The 22808-nt window shown below is 72.2% G+C and carries 22 protein-coding genes; 8 read left to right on the top strand and 14 right to left on the bottom strand.

The window, feature by feature from the left end; genetic code table 11:
• Positions 1 to 96: 96 nt before the first annotated feature.
• From GQQ92_RS05355 to GQQ92_RS05335, 5 genes are all read right to left on the bottom strand, one after another.
• Positions 97 to 567, bottom strand: a complete 471-nt coding sequence (locus GQQ92_RS05355) for a hypothetical protein (protein WP_156998220.1) — start codon at positions 565 to 567, stop codon at positions 97 to 99.
• 149 nt (positions 568 to 716) lie between these two features.
• On the bottom strand, positions 717 to 1940 hold the full coding sequence (locus GQQ92_RS05350) for a kynureninase (RefSeq protein ID WP_156998785.1): 1224 nt from the start codon (positions 1938 to 1940) through the stop codon (positions 717 to 719).
• A gap of 32 nt (positions 1941 to 1972) precedes the next feature.
• Positions 1973 to 2980, bottom strand: coding sequence for an amidohydrolase family protein (locus GQQ92_RS05345; protein WP_156998219.1), 1008 nt, complete (start codon positions 2978 to 2980; stop codon positions 1973 to 1975).
• A gap of 3 nt (positions 2981 to 2983) precedes the next feature.
• Entirely contained in the window at positions 2984 to 3862 is an 879-nt protein-coding gene (gene kynA, locus GQQ92_RS05340) for a tryptophan 2,3-dioxygenase (RefSeq protein ID WP_269149152.1), read from the bottom strand.
• A gap of 108 nt (positions 3863 to 3970) precedes the next feature.
• Complete coding sequence (locus tag GQQ92_RS05335) at positions 3971 to 4822, bottom strand: VOC family protein (protein ID WP_156998783.1); 852 nt, start codon at positions 4820 to 4822, stop codon at positions 3971 to 3973.
• Between the two features lie 194 nt (positions 4823 to 5016).
• Between GQQ92_RS05335 and GQQ92_RS05330 the strand changes: the two genes are divergently transcribed.
• On the top strand, positions 5017 to 5544 hold the full coding sequence (locus tag GQQ92_RS05330; protein WP_156998218.1) for a DUF1269 domain-containing protein: 528 nt from the start codon (positions 5017 to 5019) through the stop codon (positions 5542 to 5544).
• 3 nt (positions 5545 to 5547) lie between these two features.
• Here GQQ92_RS05330 and GQQ92_RS05325 read toward each other — a convergent pair whose 3' ends face one another.
• The gene (locus tag GQQ92_RS05325; RefSeq protein WP_156998217.1) at positions 5548 to 6483 is read right to left on the bottom strand and encodes a phosphoribosylaminoimidazolesuccinocarboxamide synthase; all 936 of its coding nucleotides are present in this window, start codon (positions 6481 to 6483) and stop codon (positions 5548 to 5550) included.
• A gap of 124 nt (positions 6484 to 6607) precedes the next feature.
• Positions 6608 to 7915, bottom strand: coding sequence for a phosphoribosylamine--glycine ligase (purD, locus tag GQQ92_RS05320; protein ID WP_156998216.1), 1308 nt, complete (start codon positions 7913 to 7915; stop codon positions 6608 to 6610).
• 89 nt (positions 7916 to 8004) lie between these two features.
• On the opposite strand from purD, the gene GQQ92_RS05315 reads away from it, so the two are divergent.
• Both GQQ92_RS05315 and GQQ92_RS05310 read left to right on the top strand, forming a co-directional pair.
• A complete protein-coding gene (locus GQQ92_RS05315) occupies positions 8005 to 8412 on the top strand; it encodes a sterol carrier family protein (protein WP_156998215.1) in 408 nt (135 codons plus the stop codon).
• Positions 8413 to 8456: 44 nt separating this feature from the next.
• Positions 8457 to 8996, top strand: coding sequence for a putative immunity protein (locus tag GQQ92_RS05310; protein ID WP_156998214.1), 540 nt, complete (start codon positions 8457 to 8459; stop codon positions 8994 to 8996).
• A 58-nt stretch (positions 8997 to 9054) separates the two neighbouring features.
• On the opposite strand, the gene GQQ92_RS05305 is transcribed toward GQQ92_RS05310, so the two are convergent.
• The 3 genes from GQQ92_RS05305 to GQQ92_RS05295 are packed head-to-tail and all read right to left on the bottom strand — an operon-like array spanning position 9055 to position 12148.
• Positions 9055 to 9864, bottom strand: coding sequence for a heme ABC transporter ATP-binding protein (locus GQQ92_RS05305; RefSeq protein ID WP_156998213.1), 810 nt, complete (start codon positions 9862 to 9864; stop codon positions 9055 to 9057).
• Entirely contained in the window at positions 9861 to 10958 is a 1098-nt protein-coding gene (locus GQQ92_RS05300) for a FecCD family ABC transporter permease (protein ID WP_156998212.1), read from the bottom strand. Before GQQ92_RS05300 ends, GQQ92_RS05305 begins: the two co-directional genes overlap by 4 nt.
• A complete protein-coding gene (locus tag GQQ92_RS05295) occupies positions 10955 to 12148 on the bottom strand; it encodes a heme/hemin ABC transporter substrate-binding protein (RefSeq protein ID WP_156998211.1) in 1194 nt (397 codons plus the stop codon). Before GQQ92_RS05295 ends, GQQ92_RS05300 begins: the two co-directional genes overlap by 4 nt.
• 153 nt (positions 12149 to 12301) lie before the next feature.
• On the opposite strand from GQQ92_RS05295, the gene GQQ92_RS05290 reads away from it, so the two are divergent.
• Both GQQ92_RS05290 and GQQ92_RS05285 read left to right on the top strand, forming a co-directional pair.
• Positions 12302 to 15706, top strand: coding sequence for an HtaA domain-containing protein (locus GQQ92_RS05290; protein ID WP_156998210.1), 3405 nt, complete (start codon positions 12302 to 12304; stop codon positions 15704 to 15706).
• Positions 15707 to 15811: 105 nt separating this feature from the next.
• Positions 15812 to 16252: a hypothetical protein gene (locus GQQ92_RS05285; RefSeq protein ID WP_156998209.1), complete on the top strand. Its 441-nt coding sequence runs from the start codon at positions 15812 to 15814 to the stop codon at positions 16250 to 16252.
• 93 nt (positions 16253 to 16345) lie between these two features.
• Here the strand turns inward: GQQ92_RS05285 and purF are convergent, their stop codons facing one another.
• The 3 genes from purF to GQQ92_RS05270 all read right to left on the bottom strand — a co-directional run bounded on the left by purF (position 16346) and on the right by GQQ92_RS05270 (position 19104).
• The gene (gene purF / locus GQQ92_RS05280) at positions 16346 to 17803 is read right to left on the bottom strand and encodes an amidophosphoribosyltransferase (protein ID WP_156998208.1); all 1458 of its coding nucleotides are present in this window, start codon (positions 17801 to 17803) and stop codon (positions 16346 to 16348) included.
• 127 nt (positions 17804 to 17930) lie between these two features.
• On the bottom strand, positions 17931 to 18365 hold the full coding sequence (locus tag GQQ92_RS05275; RefSeq protein WP_156998207.1) for a hotdog fold thioesterase: 435 nt from the start codon (positions 18363 to 18365) through the stop codon (positions 17931 to 17933).
• Between the two features lie 127 nt (positions 18366 to 18492).
• Positions 18493 to 19104: a zinc-binding alcohol dehydrogenase gene (locus tag GQQ92_RS05270; protein ID WP_156998206.1), complete on the bottom strand. Its 612-nt coding sequence runs from the start codon at positions 19102 to 19104 to the stop codon at positions 18493 to 18495.
• Positions 19105 to 19194: 90 nt separating this feature from the next.
• Between GQQ92_RS05270 and purM the strand changes: the two genes are divergently transcribed.
• On the top strand, positions 19195 to 20301 hold the full coding sequence (purM, locus tag GQQ92_RS05265; RefSeq protein WP_156998205.1) for a phosphoribosylformylglycinamidine cyclo-ligase: 1107 nt from the start codon (positions 19195 to 19197) through the stop codon (positions 20299 to 20301).
• A gap of 11 nt (positions 20302 to 20312) precedes the next feature.
• Positions 20313 to 21107, top strand: a complete 795-nt coding sequence (locus tag GQQ92_RS05260) for an LLM class flavin-dependent oxidoreductase (RefSeq protein ID WP_156998204.1) — start codon at positions 20313 to 20315, stop codon at positions 21105 to 21107.
• Between the two features lie 39 nt (positions 21108 to 21146).
• On the opposite strand, the gene GQQ92_RS05255 is transcribed toward GQQ92_RS05260, so the two are convergent.
• Positions 21147 to 21470 (bottom strand): DUF3073 domain-containing protein, encoded by a 324-nt coding sequence (locus tag GQQ92_RS05255; RefSeq protein ID WP_372493378.1) that lies wholly within the window; start codon positions 21468 to 21470, stop codon positions 21147 to 21149.
• A gap of 84 nt (positions 21471 to 21554) precedes the next feature.
• On the opposite strand from GQQ92_RS05255, the gene GQQ92_RS05250 reads away from it, so the two are divergent.
• Complete coding sequence (locus GQQ92_RS05250) at positions 21555 to 22736, top strand: NAD(P)-binding domain-containing protein (RefSeq protein ID WP_156998203.1); 1182 nt, start codon at positions 21555 to 21557, stop codon at positions 22734 to 22736.
• Positions 22737 to 22808: the final 72 nt, after the last annotated feature.

Genomic DNA, 22808 nt, shown 5'->3' with positions numbered 1-22808 from the left:
ATCCCCGCTGTCGGGCGGGGATGCCACCTCGTTTCCTGCAGGTCGTCGTCGACGGATGTCGCAGCCCGGGGCGCTCCTCGTCCGTTCGGCCTCGGCTCAGCGCCGGCCGAGGCCGCGGATGACGAGCGCGAGGGCGACCACGGCCGCGGCGCCGACGGCGATCACGAGTCCGGGGTTCTCGCGGTACCTGGCCTTCACGTAGCCCGTGCCGTCGTCGAAGAGGTCGCGCCCGGCCGTGTAGGCCTGCTGCGCCTGGGCCTGGGCGGCGTCGAAGGCGTCGGACCCGGCCTCCTTCACCTGCGAGGCGGCGGACTTGACGCCGTCGACGAGGCCCTCGGCCGAGTCCTTCGCGGCATCGATGGCGTCGGATGCCGCGTTCTTGGCGGCGTCGACGGCCGAGTCCGCGGCACCGCGGGCGTCCTTCGCGGCATCGCCGACCTTCTTCGCGGCGGCCGTGGCGGCGTCGCGGGCCTCGTCGCCGGCTCGGACGGCGGCATCCGTCATCTTCTCCGCGGTGTCGCGCGCTGCTCCGGTCGCGTCCGAGGTGGGGCGGTTCGTGTCCGACATGCTGACCTCCGGGTCGTCTGGAACGGGCGAACGTCTCGATGGCTCGAGCGTCGCCTTCGGTTCGGCCATGCTACGACGCGCCCGTCGGGGTCGCCCGATCGCGGGCATGGGGTTGTCAGGCGGGAAACCGGGTGATATCTGCGCCGCGCTCAGGCGAGCCCGGCGCGCTCGAGCAGCACCTGTTTGAGCACGTCGCGCGTGGCGGCCATGCCGCGGTGCACCTCTTCGAAGCTCGTCGACAGCGGCGAGAGCCCGATGCGGATGCCGCCCGGGTCGCGGTAGTCGGGAATCACGTCCTGCTGCCAGAGCCGGGCGACGACCTCGCGCATCTCGGGGTGGACGAACGTGACGTGGCCGCCGCGTCGCTCGCGGTCGTCGGGTGAGGCGAGCGCGACCCCGAGCGGGGCGAGCCAGTCGGCGGCGAGCGAGATCGCGAACTCGGTGAGGGCGATCGACTTCGCGCGGAGCGCGGGCATGCCGGCCTCCTCGATCATCGCGAGGGTCTCCTGCATCGCGAGCATGCCGACGACGGGCGCGGTGCCGCTGATGAAGCGCTGCATGCCGGGCGCCGGCCGGTACTCGGGGCCCATGAGGAACATGTCGGTCGTGCCCCACCAGCCCTGGATGGGCTGCTCGAGCACGCCCTGCAGGTCTTCGCGCACGTAGGCGAAGGCGGGCGAACCCGGGCCGCCGTTGAGGTACTTGTAGGTGCATCCGACGGCGAGGTCGAACCCCCATTCGTCGGCCTTGACGGGCACCGAGCCCGCCGAGTGGCAGAGGTCCCAGAGGATGAGCGCGCCCGCGTCGTGCGCGATGCGCGTCAGCCGCGGGGCGTCGGCCAGATAGGCCGATCGGTACGCCACATGCGACACGACGACGAGCGCGGTCTGCGGTCCGACGGCGGCGGCGAGCTGCTCGGGCGACACCCCCGCGGCGGTGTCCACCTCGATCCAGCGCAGCGTCAGGCCGCGCTCCTTGGCGATGCCGTCGAGCACGTAGCGGTCGGTGGGGAAGTTGTCGGTGTCGACGACGATCTCGGTGCGCGCGGGGTCGCGGGCGACCTGCGCGTCGACGGCCGCACGGGCGAGCTTGTACAGCAGCACGGTCGTGGAGTCGCCGATGATCGTCTGGCCGGCCTTCGCATCGATGACCGCGCGGCCGATGCGGTCGCCGATCTCGTTCGGCAGCCGCAGCCAGGACTCGTCCCAGCCGCGGATGAGGCGGCCGCCCCAGCTCTCGCGCAGGAACTCCTCGACCCTCGCGATCGCCGACTTCGGCGGCCGGCCGAGCGAGTTGCCGTCGAAGTAGACGAGGTCGGTCTCCGCTCCCTCGAAGCGCGCCCGGTGGTGGGCGAGCCCGTCGGAGCGGTCCATCCGGCGGGCGAACGCGAGTTGCGGGTCGAGCGTCACAGGACCTCCAGGTCTTCGGCGGGCACGACCACGGCCGTCGCGAGCCAGGCCGGCACGTCGTCGGGCGAGGCCGGCGATGCGCCGGGCACGAACGTCGCGACCCCTTCGGCACGGGCGGCGCGCGGCCACGGATCGGTGAGGGCGTCGATGAGGTCGGATACCGAGAGCCCCGCCTCCGCCAGCAGTGCGAGCTCGACCGGGTTCACGCCGAGCGGCTGGTCGCCGTTGCCGAGGTCGGTGCCGTAGAGCACGCGCCCGCCGGCGGCGTGGAACCGGCGGAGGTTGTCGACGGCCTGTTCGGCCTCGGGCGTGCGCTCGCCGTATCCGGCGACGAACAGGGTGCTGATCCAGCGTTGGCCCCGGGCGACCGCATCGGCGATGAGCTCGTCGTCGACGCGCTCCGTGAACGGCGTGTGGGCGAGGGCGTCGACGCCCGCCTCGACGGCGAGCCGCGTCATCCGCTCGCCCTCGACGTGGGCGACGACCGGCAGGTCGCGCTCGTGAGCGGCATGCACGATCGCCGCGAGCGTCGCATCGTCGAGCACGGGGCCGGCGACGCTGTTGAGCACGACCTTGACGACGGATGCCCCGAACGCGAGCTGCTCGGCCACCGCCGCCTCGGCGGGACCCGGCAGCGAGCCGCGCCCGTCGCCGGTGGTCGCGGGCACCTCGCGCACGCATCCGTCGGCCGCCCACGAACGGTCGAGCGGGTAGCCGCCCGGCGCGGTGAGGAAGGCCCCGGCGAAGTCGACGCGGGGGAACTCCTCGCGTGCCGGCAGGGCGGCGACGAGGTCGAGCGGGGCGCCGAGGTCGACGACGCCCGCGAGCGCGGACTCGGCCAGGGCGTCGATGCCGGTGAGCATGAGGTGCACGTGGTGGTCGACGAGGGGCGGGAGCCGCGTGCCCGCTTCGCCCGGGTGGTCGCCGTTCAGCGACCGGCGCGCCGCGCGAGCGCTCGCGCCGAGCTCGACGCGGACGTCGCGGGGGCGGTCGGAGTGCGGCATGCGTCAGCCCGGGATCTCGGTCCGCACCGCGTACAGCTCGGGGAAGAACGTGAGCTCCAGCGCCCGTTGCAGGAACGTCGCCCCGCTCGACCCGCCGGTGCCGCGCTTGTTGCCGATGATGCGCTCGACCGTCTTCAGATGCCGGAACCGCCAGAGCTGGAAGTTGTCCTCCAGGTCGACGAGCTCCTCGCAGGTCTCGTAGGCAGCCCAGTGCTCGTCGGTGTGCGCGTAGATCTGGGCGAACACGGGCACGAGTTCGGGGGCGAAGGTCCAGGCCTGCGTGACGTCGCGCTCGAGCACCGACGCCGGGATCGGGTACCCGGCCCGGGCGAGCAGGCGCAGGAACTCGTCGTACAGGCTCGGCGTCTCGAGGGCGGCCGTGAGCACGGCGGTGGCCTCGGGGTCGGCCTCGAAGACGGCGAGCATCTTCGCGTTCTTGTTGCCGAGCACGAACTCGACGGCCCGGTACTGGAAGGACTGGAACCCGCTGGCATTGCCGAGAACCCCGCGGAACTGCGCGTACTCGGCGGGCGTGAGCGTCGCGAGCACCGACCACTGCTCGGTGAGCGTCTTCTGGATGTGCTTGACGCGGGCCACGCACTTCAGCGCGCGGCCGAGTTCGTCGGCCCGCATCAGGTCGCGGGCGGTCTCGAGCTCGTGCAGCACGAGCTTGAGCCACAGCTCGGTCGTCTGGTGCTGGATGATGAACAGCAGCTCGTCGTGGTGCTCGGGCCGCGAGATGGGCCGCTGCGCGCTGAGCAGCGTGGGCAGGTCGAGGTACCCGCCGTAGCTCATGCGATCGCTGAAATCGGTGACGACGGATGCCTCGATGCGACGTGTGTTGCCCTCGACGCCCGCTTCGGATTCCACGTGTTCGGCCACGCCCTCAGCCTAGCCGTGCGGTCTCGAGACGCTGCGCTCCTCGACCGGCGAGACGCTGCGCTCCTCGACCGACGAGACGCTGCGCTCCTCGACCGGCGCGACGCCTCGCTACCCGACCGACGAGGCCGCGCGCACCTCGACGAGGTTCGCCCACGGGTCGTCGAACGCGAGGCTGCGGCCGTCGTCGCGGGTCGAGACGCCGAAGTGCGACATCCGCTCGCCCAGCTCGCCGAGGTCGTCGGCCGTGGGCACCAGGATCTCGACCTTGCCGAGTCCGAGCGCGAGCCCGCGGCGACCTGCGCCGCGGCTGTTCCACGTGTTCATCGCCATGTGGTGGTGGTACCCGCCCGCCGACACGAACAGCGCCTGGTCGCCCATGGCGGCGGTGGTCTCGAATCCGAGCCGGTCGACGTAGAACTCGCGGGCGCTCGCGACGTCGCCCACCGACAGGTGCACGTGTCCGACGACCGCGTCGCCGAGCCCGAGACCCGCGGATGCGGCATCCGCACCGCGCTGTCCGAGGTGCTCGCGCAGGTACGCGTTCGGGTCGAGGTACACGGCGCCCATCTCGATGCTGCCGTGCACCCAGCTCCACGTCGAGCGGTCGCGGTCGAAGTAGAGCTCGACGCCGTTGCCCTCGGGGTCGGTGAAGTAGAACGCCTCGCTCACGAGGTGGTCGGCGCTGCCGGTGAAACTGCCCGGATGCCGCGAGGCGACCGCGTAGATCGCGGTCGCGAGCGCCTCGCGCGTGTCGAACAGGATCGCCGTGTGGTACAGGCCGGCGTCGCGCGGGGAGGCGTGCTTCAGTTCCGGCGCATGCTCCAGGATCACGATCGGCGTCGTGCCGCGGCCGAGCACCGCGACCGGGCCGTCGTGGCTCAGCAGCTCGAGGGTCACCGCGTCCCGGTAGTAGCGGATCATCGCGTCGAGGTCGCCGACGCGAAGGGTCACGGCGCCCATGCCGGTCTCGGCGGCGAGCAGGCCCGCGCTGCGGGAGGAGGAGATCGTCACGCTCCCTCCAACCCGGTTTGGGCCGCATTCATTCCCCGGATCGCGGAAGCGCAGCCCTTGAAGCTCGCCCCGCGGCATCCCTAGTCTGGAGGCGCACGGCTTGCCGGCGACGACGCCGGAGCCCGATCCGAGGGGGAACGCACATGGGTATGGACAACCTGCGGCTGTACGTCGCGACCTACGACGACGCGAACGTCGCGACCGATCAGTACCAGGCGATGAAGCGCGCGCAGGCGGCCGACGAGTTCGAGGTCGTGTCGTCGGTCGTGATGCGCCGCAGCGATGACGGCGCCGTCGAGGTCGACGAGCACGGCACCGGACATGTCGCCTCGGGGGCGTGGATCGGCGGGGCCGCCGGCCTCGTGCTCGGCCTCTTCGCCCCGCCCCTGCTCGCCTCGACGGCCATCGGCGCGGGCGTCGGCGCCATCTCGGGCCGCATCGCGCGCAAGCACGACGAGAAGAAGCTCGGCATCGAGCTCGAGGAGTACCTGCCCAAGGGCTCGTCGGCCGTCGTCGCCGTCATCGACGACCGCTACCTCGATCGCATCGACGCCGCACTCGGCAAGGCGGTCAAGAAGCTCGACAAGGCCATCGACCGCGACGACTTCGAGCAGCTCGAGAAGGCCATCCAGGAGGGCGGCGACAAGATCGCGAAGGCGATCTCCTCGTAGCGGTCAGGCGCCGAGGCGGTCGAGCAGTTCGCGGTACTTGCCCGCGGTCTGCTCGACGATCTCGTGCGGCAGCGTGGGCGGCGTGCCCGACTGGTCCCAGTTCGCCGCGAGCCAGTCGCGCACGATCTGCTTGTCGAAGCTCGCCATGCGCAGCTCGGGCGTGGCCTCGTTCGCGTAGGCCGCGGCATCCCAGTACCGGCTCGAGTCGCTCGTGAGCACCTCGTCGCCGAGCGTGATGATGCCGGTCGCGCGGTCGGCGCCGAACTCGAACTTCGTGTCGGCGAGGATGAGTCCGCGCGCCTCGGCGATGGCCTGCGCCTTGGTGAAGATCTGCAGTGACAGTTCGCGAAGCTGCGACGCGACGGTCTCGCCGACGATCTCGGCGGCGCGTTCGTAGGTGATGTTCTCGTCGTGCTCGCCGAGCGGGGCCTTCCACGCCGGGGTGAAGATCGGCTCGGGCAGGCGGTCGCCGTTCGAGAGCCCCTCGGGCAGCGGGATGCCGCCGATGGTGCCCGTGGCCTGGTAATCCTTCCAGCCGCCGCCGGTGATGAATCCGCGCACGACGCACTCGATCGGGAACATGTCGAGGGTGCGGCAGAGCGTCGCCCGGTCGGCGAGTTCCGCCGGGATCTCGGGCAGGCCGAGGGCCTCGAGCCGATCGTCGAGCGGATGCGCGAGGTGGTTCGGCACCTCGGGCAGCTGGTCGAACCACCAGCGGGTGAGCTCGGTGAGCATGGCGCCCTTGCCGGGGATCGCCGGATCGAGCACGTGGTCGAACGCGCTCACCCGGTCGCTCGCGACGACGAGCACGACGGGCGAGAGGGCGAGCGGGTCGCCCGTCCAGGTGTCGTCGTCGGTCATCGTCGAGGTGGGCACGTAGAGGTCGCGCACCTTGCCCGAGTAGACGTGGGTCCAGCCGGCGTACTCGCTGTCGGTCATGCGTTCCATTCTATGAATGGGGCCCGCTGCCCCGTCTGAGGTCCCGATCGGCGGCAGAGTGCCCGTTCGGGTCGGCGAGATGCGCACTCACGCGCACATCGGGTGCTTCCGTCTGGGCGGCGCGCTACTCGGCGACGCGCGCCGCGATGTCGGTGCGGTACTGACCGCCCTCGAGGCGGAGGTGGCCGAGCGCCTCGTAGGCGCGGCGACGGGCGTCGGCGAAGTCGTCGCCGACCGCGACGACGTTGAGCACGCGGCCGCCGGTCGCCACGAGCGGGGAGGCCCCGTCGACGGCGGCGCCCACCGCGGTCGCCGCGTGCGCGAGATGCACGCCGGGCACGGATGCCGCAGCGTCGAGCCCCTCGATGACGCGCCCGGTCTCGGGCGCCTCGGGATACCCCTCGCTCGCGAGCACGACCGTGACCGCGGCATCCGGTCGGAACACCGGACGCGGCAGCTCGCCGAGCTCGCCGCTCGCCGCCGCGAGGAGCAGCCCCGACAGCGGGGTCTCGAGGCGGGGCAGCACGACCTGCGTCTCGGGGTCGCCGAAGCGCGCGTTGAACTCGATCACGCGGATGCCGCGCGTCGTGAGGATGAGGCCCGCGTAGAGCAGCCCGATGAACGGGGTCTGCTCGGCGGCGAGCTGCTTGATCGTGGGCAGCGCGATCGTCTCGATGACCTCGTCGACGAAGGCCTGCTCGCTGCCGAAGTCGGCGTCGAGCCACGGCAGCGGCGAGTACGCGCCCATGCCGCCCGTGTTCGGGCCCTGGTCGCCGTCGCGGAGGCGCTTGTAGTCCTGCGCGGGCGAGAGCGGCAGCACGTCGGTGCCGTCGGAGAGGAGGAACAGCGAGACCTCCTGGCCGTCGAGGAACTCCTCGACGAGCACCGGGCCCTGCTGGAGGTAGTGCGCCGCGTGCGCGAGGGCGGCGTCGCGGTCCTCGGTGACGAGGACGCCCTTGCCGGCGGCCAGCCCGTCGGCCTTGACGACGAAGGGGGCTCCGTACTCGTCGAGCGTGGCCTCGACGTCGGCGAGCGTCTCGGCGAGCCGGGCCCGGCCGGTGGGCACGTTCGCCTCCTGCATGATGCGCTTGGCGAAGGTCTTGGACCCCTCGAGCGCGGCGGCCGCCTTGCCGGGCCCGAAGACGGGCACGCCGCGGCGGCGCAGCGCGTCGGCGACGCCGGCGACGAGCGGCGCCTCGGGGCCGACGACGACGAGGTCGATGTCGTTGTCGAGCGCGTACGAGGTGACGATGGACGGGTCCGTCGGGTCGAGGGCGATCGTCGTGACGCTGCCGCGCGCCGACGAGGTCGCGGATGCCGCGATGCCGGCGTTGCCCGGTGCGGCGATGATCTCGTGTCCGGCCTCCTCTTCGAGGAGCGCGAGGATGATGGCGTGCTCGCGCGCGCCCGAGCCGAGGATGAGGATTCTCACCGGATCAGGCTACCCGATCGACCGCCTGCCGCCCGGGCCGCGAACCCCGCGCGACGGCCCGTGACGGCGGGGTGCGGGAGGATGGTCGCATGGCGAGAGCAAGGATCGGCGACGACGAAGGACGCGCGGCGGTGGCCGCCTGGCGGGCGGCATCCGGTGGCGCGGTCGGCGACGACCGCTCCGCGGAATCCGCACCGCCCCCGGTCGACCGCGCGACGCTCGCGCTCGCCGTGCGGTACTCGCTGCAACTCCTCGCGGAGCGCGCGCCCGGCGGCACCCTCGAGGTGCGCGTGCCGCCGTTCGCCGCGGTGCAGTGCGTCGAGGGCCCGAAGCACACGCGCGGCACCCCGCCCAACGTCATCGAGACGGATGCCGCGACCTGGCTGTCGTTGGCCACGGGGGCCGTCTCCTGGGCCGACGCCCGCGAAGCCGGCCGCGTGCACGCATCGGGCCAGCGAGCCGATCTCGAGGGACTGCTCCCCGTGCTCCGCGGCTGAGGTCGAGCCCGGCCGGGCGGCGCGACGTGTGGCAAGCTGCTGGCATGCTCTCCCCGCAGACGCTCGACGAACGCGACCGCCGCTTGGTCGCCGCTTGGGCCGCCGACTGCGCCGAGTGCGTCCTGCCGTTGTTCGAGGCCGAGGCGCCCGACGACGATCGCCCCCGCGACGGCATCGCCCGCGCGAGGGCCTACGCGCGCGGCGAGCTCGATGCCGCCGGCCAGATCCGCACCCGATTCGTGGCGGGCCGTGCGGCGCAGGCGGTGACCGCGCCGGCGGCCGTCGCCGCGGCCAGGGCGGCGGCGCAGGCGGCCGGGGTCGCGCACATGGGAGCGCACTCGCTCGGCGCGGCCGCCTACGCGGCGAAGGCGGCGGCGCTCGCCGCGCCCGACCGGCCGGACGCCCTCGACGACGAGATCGCCCGGCAGCTCGAGCTGCTCACCGGCCAGACGCGGGCGGCGCTGCGGCGGTTGCCGCTGCTCGGCACGGACTCCGCCGGGCCGCTCGGCTCCGGACTGCTCGCGTCGGGTGTGCTCGGTGACGCCATCCGCAGGATCCAGACCGCGATCGACGCTCCGGGCTGAACCGCGGCACCACCGTCGGTGTCCGCCCCGGCGCCGGCCGTCGTGGGCGTCTGCGCCGTCACCGCACCGGCAGCACGAGCGGCACGCCCGAGCGGGGGTGCTCGACGACGTCGACGGGCTGGCCGTAGACGGCCTCGATGCGGTCGGCCGTGAGCACCTCGGCGGGGGTGCCGTGGGCGACGACGCGTCCGCGCTCGAGCAGGGTGATCTCGTCGGAGTACGCCGCGGCGAGGTTGAGGTCGTGCAGCACCACGACGACCGCGTCGCCGGCCGCCGCCTGCGCACGGGCGAGGCGAAGCACGTCCTCCTGATGCTTGAGGTCGAGCGCCGCGGTCGGTTCGTCGAGCAGCAGCACGGGGGAGCGCTGGGCGAGCACGCGGGCCAGCGCGACGCGCGCCTTCTCGCCGCCGGAGAGGTGCGCGACCGGGCGGTCGGCGAGGTGCGAGACATCCGTCGCCGCCATGGCCCGCTCGATCTCGCGGTCGTCGTCGTCTTCGGCGGGGGTGCGCGGCCAGGGGTGACGGCCCATCTCGACGATCTCGCGCGAGCGGAACGAGAAGGTCACGCTGTGCTCCTGCGTGAGCACGGCGCGCGTGCGGGCGAGTTCGCGCAGCGGCCAGTCGGCGAGCGGGCGGTCCCGCAGCGAGACCGATCCGGAAGTGGGGGTGCGGTCGCCCGCGAGCACTGCGAGCAGGGTCGACTTGCCGGCGCCGTTCGGGCCGAGCAGCGCGTGCACGCGCCCGGGGATCGCGGCGAACGAGACATCCGTCAGCAGGGTCGCGCGGTCGATCGCGACCGTGACGTGCTCGGCGACGAGGCCGCCGGTGCGCACCTCGGCGCCGTGGCCGCCGAGACCGATGCCGCTCATCGCCACCCTCCGGCGCCCGTGCGCTGGCGACGCAGCAGCCAGAAGAAGAAGGGCCCGCCGACGAGCGAGGTGAGCATGCCGATCGGCAGGTCGGCCATGGGCACGGCGGTGCGGGCGACGAGGTCGGCGACGAGCAGCAGCAGGGCGCCGCCGAGCGCGCTCGCCGCGATGAGGCCGCGGTGCGCGGGCCCGATGACCATGCGCATGAGGTGCGGCACGATGAGGCCGACGAAGCTGATGATGCCCGCGAACGCGACGGCCGCGCAGGTGAGCACCGCGACGAGCACGATCGTGACGATGCGAACGCGCTCGACGTTCACGCCGAGGTGGCGGGCGCTGCGTTCGCCGAGCGAGAAGAGGTCGAGCTGCCGGGCGAGCACGAAGGCGAACACGAGCGAGACGAGCACGAGGGGGGCGATGACCCCGATCTCCTGCCAGCGCGATCCGTTCAGCGATCCGAGCTGCCAGAAGATGATCTCCTCGCGGCTGGCGGTGTCGCCGAGGAAGGTGAGCAGCGCCAGCCCGCCGGCCGCGAACGCGTTCACCGCGATGCCGGTGAGCACGAGCGTGACGACCTCGGTGCGCCCGCCCGAGCGGCTCGAGAGGTAGACGAGCATCGTGGTCGCGAGTCCGGCGAGGAACGAGGCGCCCGCGGTCACCCAGTCGCTCGTGGCGGTGAGCCCGAACACGATCGTCACGGCGGCGCCCAACGCCGCACCCGACGAGACGCCCACGACGCCCGGCTCGGCGAGCGGATTGGCGAACACGGCCTGCATGAGGGTTCCGGCGACCGCGAGGGCCGCGCCGATGAGGATCGCGGCGACGATGCGCGGGAACCGGATCGTCCACAGCGCCGAGTCGACGTGCGGCGCGGCGGCCGGCGCGTCGCTCAGGCCGAGGCCGCGCAGCAGGCTGTTCCACACCTCGGCGGGGGGGATCTGCAGCTGCCCGATGCCCGCCGACACGAGCGCGAACACGACGAGCGCGACCGAGAGCCCGGTGAACAGTGCGATGCGCCGCCGCGTCGAGCGGTGAGCGGGAGATGGTGCGGATGCCGCGGTGCCGGCGTCGGTCGCGGGGGCGAGCCGGGTCATCCGTCGTCGCCGTCGTCGCCGTCTGCGGTGCCGGTCGCGGCGTCGCCGTCGGTGCCGCCTGCCGCGGATGCCGCGGCCACCGTGTCGGGCGCCCAGACCGCCCGCGCGAGCGCGTCGACGACCGCTGGCGTGCGCGGGCCGAACCCGAGTACCTCGGTGTCGGCCATGTCGACGATGCGGCGGTGCTCGCCGGCCGGGGTGGAGGCGAGTGCGGGCAGTCGTTCGAGCAGGCCGTCGACGCCGCCGGTCGAGGCGAGTCCCTCGGTCATGACGAGCACGACGTCGGGCGCGGCCTGCACGAGCGCTTCGGCGGTGACGGGGCGCATGCCCTCCCAGCCGATCTCGCCGGCCACGTCGAACCCGCCGACGGCGTCGATGAGCGAGTCGGCGCCCGACTCCTCGCCGAAGAGGTAGTAGACGTTCGCGCTGCCGCGCACGTACAGGAAGATCATGCGCGGGCGGTCGGCGGGATCCGCCGGGATCGTCGCGTTGATCGGGTCGGTGACCGACGAGAGGTCGGCGTCGATGGCCGACTTCAGCAGCGCCGCCCGCTCGGGCACGCCGAGGGCGCCGGCGATCTGGTCGACGAGTTCGCCGATGTTCTCGACGCTGCGCTCCTTGGTCACGATGACGACCGGGATGCCGGCGTCGCGCAACTGCGCGAGGACGTCGCGGGGCCCGAGCGTGGTGTCGGTGATGACGACGGTCGGGTCGAGTGCGAGCACCGCCTCGGCCGACAGGGTGTGGCCCTCCTGCGTGACCTCGGGCAGATCGGATGCCTCGGCGAACCCGGTCGACGAGTCGCGGCCGACCACGTGGTCGCCGAGCCCGAGGCTGAACACGGTCGCGGCGATCGTGCCGGTGATGTCGATCGGCAGGATGCGTTCGGTCGAGTCGACGGTGACCTCGACGCCGTCGGCGCCGGTTACGGTCAGCGGAACGGCGGATGCCTCGTCGGAGGCGATGATCGGCAGGCTCGTGTCGGCGAGGCAGGCCGTCGAGGGCCCGTCGATGGTGCGCACGTCGGCGGCGAGCTCGAGCCCGTCGAACGGGGTCGAGGCGCCGGGGCATTCGGCCTCGGCGGTACCGGCGTTGCCGGCGTTCGCGCCGACCGCGCACCCCGTGAGGCACAGCGTCGCGAGCGCAGCGAGCGCCGTCACTCCGGCGCGCGCGTTTCGAAGTTTCGTCATATTGAGGGTAGCCTTACCTCACCTTGCGCGGTGAGTGTTCGTCCGCTTATGTTAGATGAGCCTAACCTAACTTCAGGCATCCTCACCCCCGCTGCTTCGCCTCGGAACCCGTGGTTCCGTCGTGCTCGCGCGCCGACCCGGAGGTCCCGCGTCTTGACGTCCTCACTGCCCACAGCCCCGCCGCCCGAGGCGGGGCGAGCTCGTCCGAATCGCCGTCGCTGGCTCGCGGCCGTCCTCGCCGCCGTCCTCGCCGTGGGCGGTTCGCTCTCGGCTGCGGTCCCGGCCTTCGCCGACGGTGCGCCGTCGGTCACCGTCACCGAGGCGCCGGTCGAGGGCGGCACCGTCACGATCACGGGCACCGGATTCCGTGGCGACGCCACCGGCATCTATGTCGGCGTCGGCGAGGCCTCGGCCGCCGGCTTCTACAGCGCCGGCATCTCCGAATCCGGCACCGTCTGGGTCGCGATCGGGCTCGAGACCACGGCGACCCGCGCTCCCATGTCGGCCGATGGGTCGTTCTCCCTCGACCTCGTGGTTCCGGCCGCCGGCGAAACCGGACTGGCCGTGTTCACATCGCGCGCGCACGGCGGCGGCATGATGGGCGACCTCACGCAGGACACGACGACCGCCGTGGTCTACGCGGCCGCTCCGGAGGAGCCCGGTACGGGGGAGCCCGGTACGGGGGAGCCCGGTACGGGGGAGCCCGGTACGGAGGAGCCCGGTACGGGGGAGCCCGGTACGGAGGAGCCCGGTACGGAGGAACCCGGTACCGAGGAGCCCGGTACGGAGGAACCCGGTACCGAGGAGCCTTCAGAGCCCGCGAAGCCGGTGTTGTCGTTGTCGAAGTCGGTGGGTCTTGCTGCTGAGGGTGAGACGGTCACGGTCACGGGTCGGAACTACAATCCGGCGCAGGCGATGTATTTGACGTTGTGCACGGATGTGCCGTTGGAGAGCGTGTCGTTCTCGTTCATCTCGGCTGGGTGCACGGCGGGGGCCAAGCAGGTGTCGCCGAATCCGACGACGTCGACGCAGGTCAAGCTTGAGGCTGACGGGTCGTTCACGACGCAGTTCCTGGTGACGTCCAAGGGTGCTTCGACCGCGGTGTACACGATCGCGAACCACACCGCGATGCAGGATCGCGGCCAGGACGCGAAGGTCGCCGTCACGTTCGCGGCACCGACCCCCGTCATCGATCCGGAGCTCACGGTGACCCCGTCGACCGGGGTCGACCCGACCGTCTCGAACACGTTCGAGATCTCGGGTACCGGGTACGTCGGCGCCGGCGCGAAGAGCGGCGCCTACGTGCTGATCGGAGAGGCGGGCGTGTGGAACGGCACCGGCCCGCTGCCGTCGACCGGCTGGCTCGTGCAGGGCTGGGTCATGCCGCAGCAGATCGTGGACGGCGCGTTCACCGCGAAGCTCACCGTTCCGGCGGGCTCCTTCGACCCTTCGAAGACGTACGTCGCGGCGTCGTCCGCAGCGCACGCGCTCTCGATCACGGACCGCAGCCTCGACGCGTTCGCGCCGATCGCCATCGCAGAGCCCCTGCCCACCGGCCCGCGGCTCACGGTGACCCCGTCGGAGGACATCGACGGCACGGTCGCGAACACATTCACGATCTCGGGCACCGGTTACGTCGGCGCCGGCGCGGCGAGCGGCGCATACGTGCTCCTCGGGCAGGACGACATCTGGTCCGGCGACGGTCCGCTCGTCTCGGACGGCTGGCTCGCGCAGGGCTGGGTGATGCCGCAGCAGATCGTGAACGGCGCGTTCACGACGACCCTGACCGTGGCCGCCGGGAAGTTCGACGCGAAGAAGGGGTATGTCGTGGCATCCTCCGCGGCGCACGGCCTCTCGGTCGTCGACCGCAGCCTCGACGCGTTCGTGCCCATCACGGTCGCCTCCGGCGCCGTGGAGCCCGGCGGACCCGTCACCCCGCCGGTCGGGCCGTCCAAGCCGACCACGCCCACGACGCCGCCCGTCGTCACGCCCACCCCGGTCGTCGCCGGCGGCTCGCTGAGCTGGGGCGTCTCGGAGCGGTTCGTCGACTACGTGGTCGGGAGCATCGCGAAGGGCAGCGTCACCGTGAGCGGCGCGACCCGTTCGGGCGGCGCCTTCCAGTTCGGCCAGGCCGGCGGCACCTACGACGCACGGACCGGCCGCGGCACGGCCGACTACTCGGGGTCCGTGAACTTCCGCGGTCACGGCGGTGTGCTCGACCTCACCTTCACCGACCCGGTGCTGCGCGTGGTCTCCTCGACCTCCGGTGTGCTCAGCGTCGCCGTCAACGGTTCGCGGGTGGACCTCGCGAGCGTCGACCTCGGCGCCGCGGCGAAGAGCACGGCGAACGGCACGACCCGGTTCGCGAACGCCCCCGTGACGCTGCTCGCCGCGGGCGCGTCCGCCTTCAACGGCTTCTACGGCGCAGGCGAGGCGCTCGCTCCGCTGACCGCGGTCATCGGCTCCCCCGCCGCGGCACCCGCGGGCGACAGCGGCACGGTCGTCACGGCGGCCGCCGTGAGCCGGAGCACCGCACGCGACATCCCCTCGGCGCCCCCGGCCACCACTGGCATCGTCCTCGACACGGCGACGCTCGAGGCGCTCGGCGCGGGCGAGGTCGTCAGCGTGACCGCCGGCGGGTTCCAGTCGGGCGAAGCGGGCATCGCGGCCGTCGTGTACTCGACGCCGATCGTGCTCGCCGACGACCTCTCGGCCGATGCCGCGGGGAACGTCACCTGGACGGGCAGCATCCCGGCCTCGCTCGAGCCCGGTGTCCACACGCTCACCTTCCAGGGCTCGACCGACGTCGGCGTGCAGTTCACGGTTCCGGCCGAGAAGGCCGGCGTCTGCAAGGTGAGCGCGGGCGACCTCGACTGGGGCTTCAAGGAGTCGTTCCGCAGCTATCTCACGAGCGGCATCGCCAACGGCGACTGGACGGTCGCGGGCGTGACCGAGGAGGGCGGCGTCTTCGCCTTCACCGGTGCGAGCGGCTCGCTGGGCCAGTCAGGCCGCGGCGTCGTCGTGTACCCCGGAACCGTCGAGTTCACGGGCCATGACGGCGAGCTCGACACGACGATCTCGAATCCGAAGATCGAGCTCGACGGCGAGGGCGGCGCGATCCTGCTGCTCGACGTGGCGGGCACGACGCAGGACGGCGAGCCCATCGACCTGAAGTCGGTGCGCTTCGCCGAGCTCGAGCTCGCCGACGGCGTCACGCTGAGCGGCGGGGTGCTCGCCGGCGAGGCGACCGCGGTGCTCACCGAGGACGGCTCCGCCGCATTCGGCACCTACCCGGCGGGCGAGCAGCTCGACCCGGTCTCGTTCACCGCGACGGTCTCGGGGGACTGCGTCGCCACGGCCGCCACGGCCGAAGAGGCGAACGAGGTCGAGGAAGCCGAGGCGACGAGCGACGGCGACTCGGCTGCGGCCGCCGCGGAGACGAGCCAGGCCGGTCCCGCCTGGTGGGTGTGGGCGCTCATCGCGGCCCTGGTCGCGATCCTGCTCGCCGTCATCGCGGTGGTCGTCCTCCGTGCCCGGCGTTCGGCCGAACAGGGCTGACCCCCCCCGCATTCGACGGGGCCGTCGATCCGTCATCGGATCGGCGGCCCCGGCGCGGTCCGCGGCGGTGATCGCGCGCTCAGGCACGTGCGCGAGAATGGAGGGGTGAGCAACGCCCCCACCCCATCCGACGCGAGCGAGCCCGGCGCCACGCCCCAGTCCGCAGCAGCCCGGCCCGTCGCGCCCCAGTCGGCCGCAGCCGAGCCCCTTACGGCATCCGAACCGGTCATCGAGACCGAGGTCACGAGCGACACCGTGACCGTGCGCCGAGCACCGAAGTTCGGGCGGTTCATGATCCTCGGCGTCGCGCTCGGCGCGGTCGTCGCGCTCGTGCTCACGCTCGCGTTCACGCCCATGCAGAGCGAGGTCGACCAGCTCGGCTTCGATGGCGGTCAGGTCTTCGGGTTCCTCCTGCTCATCTGCGGTTCGATCGGCCTCGGCCTCGGCGCCCTCGTCGCCCTCGCGTTCGATCGGTCGATGGCCAAGCGGGCCGCATCCGTCGCCGTCGAGCACGAAGCGGCGCACCGCGTCGACGAGTCCCGCTGACGCGACCCCCGCACGACGAAGGCCGCCCCGGTGAGGGGCGGCCTTCGTGCTTCGTCGGCTCGAGGCATCCGGATGCCTCGAGCCCGGCCCGGATCAGCTCAGCTGCGTCTGCTCGACCCAGGAGAGGTATTCGTCGGTGACGGTGCCCGTGACGTAGTCGCCCGTGAAGCAGGAGAGGTCGAGGGCGTCGATCGAGGTGCCCTCGGTGATCGCCGCCTGGAGGTCGGCCACCTCCTGGTAGATCATGTGGTCGGCGCCGAGCTCGGCCGCGATCTCGGGGATCTTGCGGCCGTGCGCGATGAGCTCCTGACGCGAGGGCATGTTGATGCCGTACACGTGCGGGAAGCGCACGGGCGGCGCCGCCGAGCTGAACGTGACCTTGTTGGCCCCGGCCGCCCGGGCCATCTCGACGATCTGCTGCGAGGTCGTGCCGCGCACGATCGAGTCGTCGACGATGAGGATGTTCTTGCCCCGGAACTCGGTGCCCATGGCGTTCAGCTTCTGGCGCACCGACCGCTTGCGCTCCGACTGCCCGGGCATGATGAAGGTGCGGCCGACGTAGCGGTTCTTGTAGAAGCCCTCGCGGTACTCGATGCCGAGCTTCTGCGCCACCTGCATGGCCGAGGGCCGCGACGAGTCGGGAATGGGCATGACCACGTCGATGTCGCCGAGCGGCATGTGCGCCTTGACGGTGTCGGCGAGCCGATCGCCCATGCGCAGACGGGCCTCGTACACCGAGATGCCGTTCATGACGGAGTCGGGGCGGGCGAGGTAGACGTACTCGAACGCGCAGGGCACCAGGCGGGGGTTGCGCGCGCACTGCTTCGAGATCATCTCGCCGTCGAGCGTGATGAAGATCGCCTCGCCGGGGGCGACGTCGCGCACGATCTCGTAGTCGCCGTTCTCGAGCACGAGGGACTCGGATGCCACGATCCATTCGTCCTTGCCGGAGGCGGTGCTGCGACGGCCGAGGATGAGGGGGCGGATGCCGAACGGGTCGCGGAAGGCGAGCAGACCGTGCCCGGCGATGAGCGCGATGACCGCGTAGGAACCCTCGACGCGCTCGTGCACCTGCTCGACCGCGGTGAAGATCTGGTCGGGGTCGAGGTCGAGGCCCGTGATCTGGCCCTGCAGCTCGGTGGCGAGCACGTTCAGCAGCATCTCGGTGTCGCTCGTGGAGTTCACGTGCCGGCGGTCGATGCGGAAGAGGTCTTCGCTGAGCTCGCGCGTGTTCGTGAGGTTGCCGTTGTGCACGAGGATGATGCCGTACGGCGCGTTCACGTAGAACGGCTGGGCCTCCTCCTCGCGCTCGGCGGCGCCCTTCGTGGTGTAGCGCACGTGCCCGAGCCCGATGTTGCCCATGAGCGAGCGCATGTCGCGCGTGCGGAACGCCTCGCGCACCTGCCCGCGCGCCTTCGCCATGTGGAACACGGGCCCGTCGGCGGTGGCGATGCCGGTGGAATCCTGCCCGCGGTGCTGCAGGAGGAGCAGGCTGTCGTAGACCTGCTGGTTGACGGGTTCGGTCGAGACGATTCCGACAATGCCGCACATGCGAGCGATGGCTCCTCGAAGGTGGGGGGATGCGTCCGAGCGGACGCGTCAATCCTCCCACATGCGCGCGTGTGAGCCTGCTGGATGCGGGCTGCTGCTCAGCTGAGCATCGAGGGGTCTTGTGCGGTCAATATTCGGAGGGCCTGGCCAGCACGGCCATCGTGCAGCGCGACACGCATACGAGCTTGCCGGCGTCGTCGGTGATGCGGATGTCCCAGACCTGCGTCGTGCGCCCGCGCGTGATGGGGCGCGCCTCGCCGTGCACCCACCCGCTCGCGGCGGGGCGCACGTGGTTCGCGTTGATCTCCATGCCGACGCAGTAGAACCGCTCCGGGTCGACGGTGAAGCTCGCTCCCCAGCTCGCGAGGGTCTCGGCGAGGGCGACGGATGCCCCGCCGTGCAGCACGCCGCCGGGTTGCTTGGTGCGTTCGTCGACGGGCATGCGCCCCTTCAACGCCTCGTCGGTGACCTCGGTCATCTCGATGCCGAGGGATCGGATCGCGGTGCCCTCGCAGCGTGCGTTCGCCCACTCCACGGAGGGCTCGCCGAACCAGATGCTCATGCGCTCGATCCTCGCATGCCGCGCTGCGTCCGCCGGTCGAGGAGGCGCCGAGCCCGCCGGTCGAGGAGGCGCCCCGGCGCCGTCTCGAGACCAGCGGAGGTCTCGAGACGCTTCGCTCCTCGACCGACTACGCGAGTTCGGCGATGATCGGGTGGATCGCGTCGTCGAAGGCGGCGGCATCCGATCGCAGTGAATCGGTCACGGCCACCGTCTTCTCGCCGATCCACCAGACGCCCGTCTCGGCGAGCGGCAGCACCTCGACGTTCAGCTCGAACGAGTGGGCCCGGCGCCCGACCTCTCGCTCGTGCTCGGCGATGGTGCCGGCGTAGGCGCGGTACGAGTCGCCGCTCCTGGCGGCGGAGGCGGTGCGGTAGGTGCCCTGCGACCACTCCGCCCAGCCGCGGGCCGCCTCGGCGTGCGGCACGATCGCGCCGGCGAGCACCTCGGCGCCCGAGACCGGGAGCGCGATCTCGGTCCCGTAGGCGTCGACGAGCTCGAGCGGCACGGCCGACGGATGCGCCTCGGGCTCGACGGTCATCGCCCACCAGTCGCGCCATTGGCGCTCGAGCAGATCGTGCTGGTCGATCGCGAGGCCGGAGCCCACCTTGCCGACATCGCGGATCCGCGGCAGTTCGACCGGCGAGGCGATGCCCATGACCGCGCGGAGGTACAGGGCGAGCAGGACCGGCCGACTCGCGTTCTCTCGGATCACCCACGAGGGTGTGCCTCCCGGCTGCATGGCCGAATACTACTCGCGTGCGCCGTCCGCGGCCCGGTAGGACGCGCGAACGCGGCGGGGCGGATGCCGCGGGCCGGGTACCCTTGACGGGTGAGCGCGAACTCGTCCTACGCCGCTGCCGGAGTCGACACCGCAGCAGGCGACCTCGCCGTCGAACTCATGAAGGCCTCCGTGGCCGCGACGCACGGTCCCAACGTGCTCGGCGGCGTCGGCGGCTTCGCGGGCCTCTTCGACCTCTCCTTCGTGAAGGAGTACGATCGCCCGCTGCTGGCGACCTCGACCGACGGCGTCGGCACGAAGATCGCGATCGCGCAGGCGCTCGACAAGCACGACACCATCGGGCAGGACCTCGTGGGCATGGTCGTCGACGACATCGTCGTCGTGGGTGCGAAGCCGCTGTTCATGACCGACTACATCGCGTGCGGCAAGGTCGTTCCCGACCGCATCGCGTCGATCGTCACCGGCATCGCGAAGGCGTGCGCCGAGACGGGCACGGCGCTCGTGGGCGGCGAGACGGCCGAGCACCCGGGGCTCATGGGCGTCGACGACTATGACGTCGCAGGCGCGGCGGTGGGCGTGGTCGAGGCCGGCCGCCTGCTCGGCGCCGAGCGGGTGCAGCACGGCGACGTCGTGCTCGCCATCGAGTCGAGCGGCCTGCACTCCAACGGCTTCTCGCTCGTGCGCCACATCCTCGCCGGCGCCGGCCTGACCTACACCGATGCCGCTGCCGACCTCGGCACCACCTGGGGCGAGGCCCTCCTCGAGCCGACCCGGCTGTACTCCGGCCCGCTCGTGAGCCTGCTCGCCGATGAGCGGCTCGGCTCGGCCGTGCACTCGCTCTCGCACGTCACCGGCGGCGGCATCGCGGCGAACCTCGCGCGCGTCCTCCCGCTCGGATCCTGGGTCGAGGTCGACCGCTCCTCGTGGTCGCCCGCTCCCGTGTTCCGCTCGCTGAGCGCGCTCGCGGGCTCCACGCTCGAGAGTTCCGAGGGCACGTGGAACCTCGGCATCGGTTTCTTCGCGGTCGTCGCAGCGGATGCCTCGGCCGACGTGGTCTCCGCGCTCGCCGCGCTCGGGCTCCCCGCCTGGCAGGTGGGCGAGGTCGCCGTCGGTTCCCGCGACCTCACCGGGTTCGAGCAGGGCGCCAAGGGCGTCGACGGCGGCGCCGTTCGGCTCGTCGGCTCCTACGCGTCCTGAGCAGGTCCGCCATGACGCCGACCGTCTCCATCGGGCTGATGGGCACCACCCCGGCCGACGTGCTCCGCCGGCTCGCTCCGCGCGTCGAGCAACTCGGGTTCGGTGCGCTGTGGCTCAACGACGTCCCGGGCGGCGACTCGCTCACGGGTCTGCGCGCGACCGCCGAGGTCACGGGGTCGCTGCGGCTCGCGACGGGCGTGATCCCGGTCGACCGGCGCCCTGCGGCATCGCTCGACCTCTCGGGCCTCCCGCCCGCGCGCACGTCGCTCGGCATCGGCTCCGGCGCCGCGGCGAAGCCCCTCGGCCTCGTGCGCGACGCGGTGCGGGCGCTGCGGGAGCGCACCTCCGCCGAGATCGTCGTCGGCGCGCTCGGTCCCCGCATGCGGCGCATGGCGGCCGAGGAGTCCGACGGCGTCCTGCTGAACTGGCTCACGCCCGATGCCGCGGGCATCGCGATGCGCGAGCTCGACGCCGACGCGGCGGCCGCCCTCCGAAGCGGGGTGCGCGGCGTGCTCTACATCCGCACGATCATCGAGCCGGCGGCCCGCGCGCAGCTCGAGACCGAGGCGTCGAAGTACGGCTCGTTCCCGTCGTACGCGGCGAACTTCGCCCGCCTCGGGTTCGAGGCGATCGACGCGACGATCGACGACGCCGAAGGGCTCGCCGCCTACCTCCGCGAACCCGCGGGCGTCGACGGCGAGCGCGCTCCCGACGAGATCGTCCTGCGTGCGATCACGCCGAACTCGACGCTGCGCGAACTCGAGTCGTTCGTCGAGCACGCGGCCGGGTGGATCCGCGCCGACTGACGACCGCGACGATGCTGCGGTGCGACGAAGCTGCGGTGCTCAGGCCCGCTGTTCGTGTTGTTCGTGCGGCTCTTCGTCGGAGACGTAGCTGTCGTCTTCGTCGTCGGCGTACTCTGCCCACTTCGAAGCCTCTTCGGAGTAATCGTGGTCATTCGAACTCGTGAGTTCGCGCTCAAGCGCCGTGTAGTCGGTGTTGGGACTGAAGTACTTCAGCTCCCGAGCGACCTTGGTGTGCTTGGCTTTCTGACGGCCGCGCCCCATGCGTGACCCCCTTACGACGTCTGGCCGGATGGAATGATCTTCACCCGGCGCTTCTGGATAACTGAGAATTTCGTCCGGCCGCCAGTTTAGCACCGCGTGCACGGTCCCGATGCTGCCCCGCACCGGTGTCGGAACCCGCACGGAATTGGGCGTGCGCACAGCCGGACGTGGTTCGATGGGCGGGTGATGTCGAGCCCTGAACGCGTGAAGATCGTGGTCATCGGCGCAGGCCAGGCAGGACTCTCCGTCGCGTACTACCTGCGCCGGTTCGAGCTCGTGGCCGGCGAGGATTTCGTCATGCTCGACCGGGCCCCCGGCCCCGGCGGCGCGTGGCAGCACCGCTGGTCGTCGCTGCGGCTCGGCACGGCGCACCGGGTCAACGACCTGCCGGGCATGTCCGAGCTCGGGCTGAGCTTCGACACCGCCGATCGCACCCTGCCCGCGCGCGAGGTCGTCGCCGACTACTACGGCCGGTTCGAGCGGCAGTACGAGTTGCGCGTCCGGCGCCCGATGGACGTGCGCTCGGTGACGAACGAGGGCCCCGACCTGCTCGTCCGCTACGACGACCTGAGCCCCCAGCCGATCGAGGAGCAGCAGGCGCGCGGATTCTTCGGCCGACGGCGCAAGTCGTTCCAGGAGCCCCCCGAGCCCAAGGCCCCCCGCCACGAGATCGCCGCACAGTTCCTGGTGAACGCGACCGGCACCTGGGGTTCGCCGTTCGTGCCCTACTACCCGGGCATGGCCGACTTCGCCGGCCGCCACGTGCACACCTCCGACTTCGCCGAGGCCGAGGACTTCCGCGGCAAGAACGTGGTCGTGGTCGGCGGCGGCACCTCGGCCATCGGCTTCATGCTCGAGCTCGAGGGGGTCGCCGCCGGGCTCACCTGGGTCTCCCGCCGCCCGATCGACTGGCTCGACCGGCAGGAGCTCGACCTCGAGGGTGCGTCGGCCGCGGTCGCCATGCAAGACGAGGCCGCCCGTTCGGGGCGCGCCCTGCCGTCGATCGTGAGCGGCACCGGCGTGCCGAAGAGCCGTCGCATCGCCGCCGGCATCGAACGCGGGCTGCTCGTGGCGCGGCCCATGTTCGACCGCATCGCCGCCGACCGGGTGATCTGGGACGCGCACGGCGAGTCGCCCGCAGACGAGGTGCCCGCCGACGCGATCATCTGGGCCACCGGGTTCCGGCCCGAGCTCCGGCACCTGTCGCCGTTGCGCCTCCGCGAGAAGGCCGGTGGCGTGACCGTCGGACAGGGAGCGTCCTGGAACGACCCGCGCATCTTCCTCGCGGGGTACGGGCCGCAGGCGTCCACGATCGGGGCCAGCCGGGCCGGGCGCATGATCGCCCGCCAGATCATGGCGATGCTCTGAGCGCTCGCCCGCTCGCGGCATCCGGTCGCCGAGGGCGGCCACGCGGCGTCCGGCACCGCGACCCACGCGGCA

The organism is Agromyces terreus (assembly GCF_009749465.1).
Lineage (GTDB): Bacteria > Actinomycetota > Actinomycetes > Actinomycetales > Microbacteriaceae > Agromyces > Agromyces terreus.
Note: the sequence above shows the minus strand (reverse complement) of the source record. Positions and strands in the feature narration are given on the sequence as shown.

Excerpts from the sequence above, each read along its gene's own strand:
- GQQ92_RS05355 (WP_156998220.1), bottom strand. The coding sequence starts at position 567 with ATGTCGGACACGAACCGCCCCACCTCGGACGCGACCGGAGCAGCGCGC.
- GQQ92_RS05350 (WP_156998785.1), bottom strand. The coding sequence starts at position 1,940 with ATGGACCGCTCCGACGGGCTCGCCCACCACCGGGCGCGCTTCGAGGGA.
- GQQ92_RS05345 (WP_156998219.1), bottom strand. The coding sequence starts at position 2,980 with ATGCCGCACTCCGACCGCCCCCGCGACGTCCGCGTCGAGCTCGGCGCG.
- GQQ92_RS05335 (WP_156998783.1), bottom strand. The coding sequence starts at position 4,822 with ATGGGCGCCGTGACCCTTCGCGTCGGCGACCTCGACGCGATGATCCGC.
- GQQ92_RS05330 (WP_156998218.1), top strand. The coding sequence starts at position 5,017 with ATGGGTATGGACAACCTGCGGCTGTACGTCGCGACCTACGACGACGCG.
- GQQ92_RS05325 (WP_156998217.1), bottom strand. The coding sequence starts at position 6,483 with ATGACCGACAGCGAGTACGCCGGCTGGACCCACGTCTACTCGGGCAAG.
- GQQ92_RS05315 (WP_156998215.1), top strand. The coding sequence starts at position 8,005 with ATGGCGAGAGCAAGGATCGGCGACGACGAAGGACGCGCGGCGGTGGCC.
- GQQ92_RS05310 (WP_156998214.1), top strand. The coding sequence starts at position 8,457 with ATGCTCTCCCCGCAGACGCTCGACGAACGCGACCGCCGCTTGGTCGCC.
- GQQ92_RS05305 (WP_156998213.1), bottom strand. The coding sequence starts at position 9,864 with ATGAGCGGCATCGGTCTCGGCGGCCACGGCGCCGAGGTGCGCACCGGC.
- GQQ92_RS05300 (WP_156998212.1), bottom strand. The coding sequence starts at position 10,958 with ATGACCCGGCTCGCCCCCGCGACCGACGCCGGCACCGCGGCATCCGCA.
- GQQ92_RS05295 (WP_156998211.1), bottom strand. The coding sequence starts at position 12,148 with ATGACGAAACTTCGAAACGCGCGCGCCGGAGTGACGGCGCTCGCTGCG.
- purF (WP_156998208.1), bottom strand. The coding sequence starts at position 17,803 with ATGTGCGGCATTGTCGGAATCGTCTCGACCGAACCCGTCAACCAGCAG.
- GQQ92_RS05275 (WP_156998207.1), bottom strand. The coding sequence starts at position 18,365 with ATGAGCATCTGGTTCGGCGAGCCCTCCGTGGAGTGGGCGAACGCACGC.
- GQQ92_RS05270 (WP_156998206.1), bottom strand. The coding sequence starts at position 19,104 with ATGCAGCCGGGAGGCACACCCTCGTGGGTGATCCGAGAGAACGCGAGT.
- GQQ92_RS05260 (WP_156998204.1), top strand. The coding sequence starts at position 20,313 with ATGACGCCGACCGTCTCCATCGGGCTGATGGGCACCACCCCGGCCGAC.
- GQQ92_RS05250 (WP_156998203.1), top strand. The coding sequence starts at position 21,555 with ATGTCGAGCCCTGAACGCGTGAAGATCGTGGTCATCGGCGCAGGCCAG.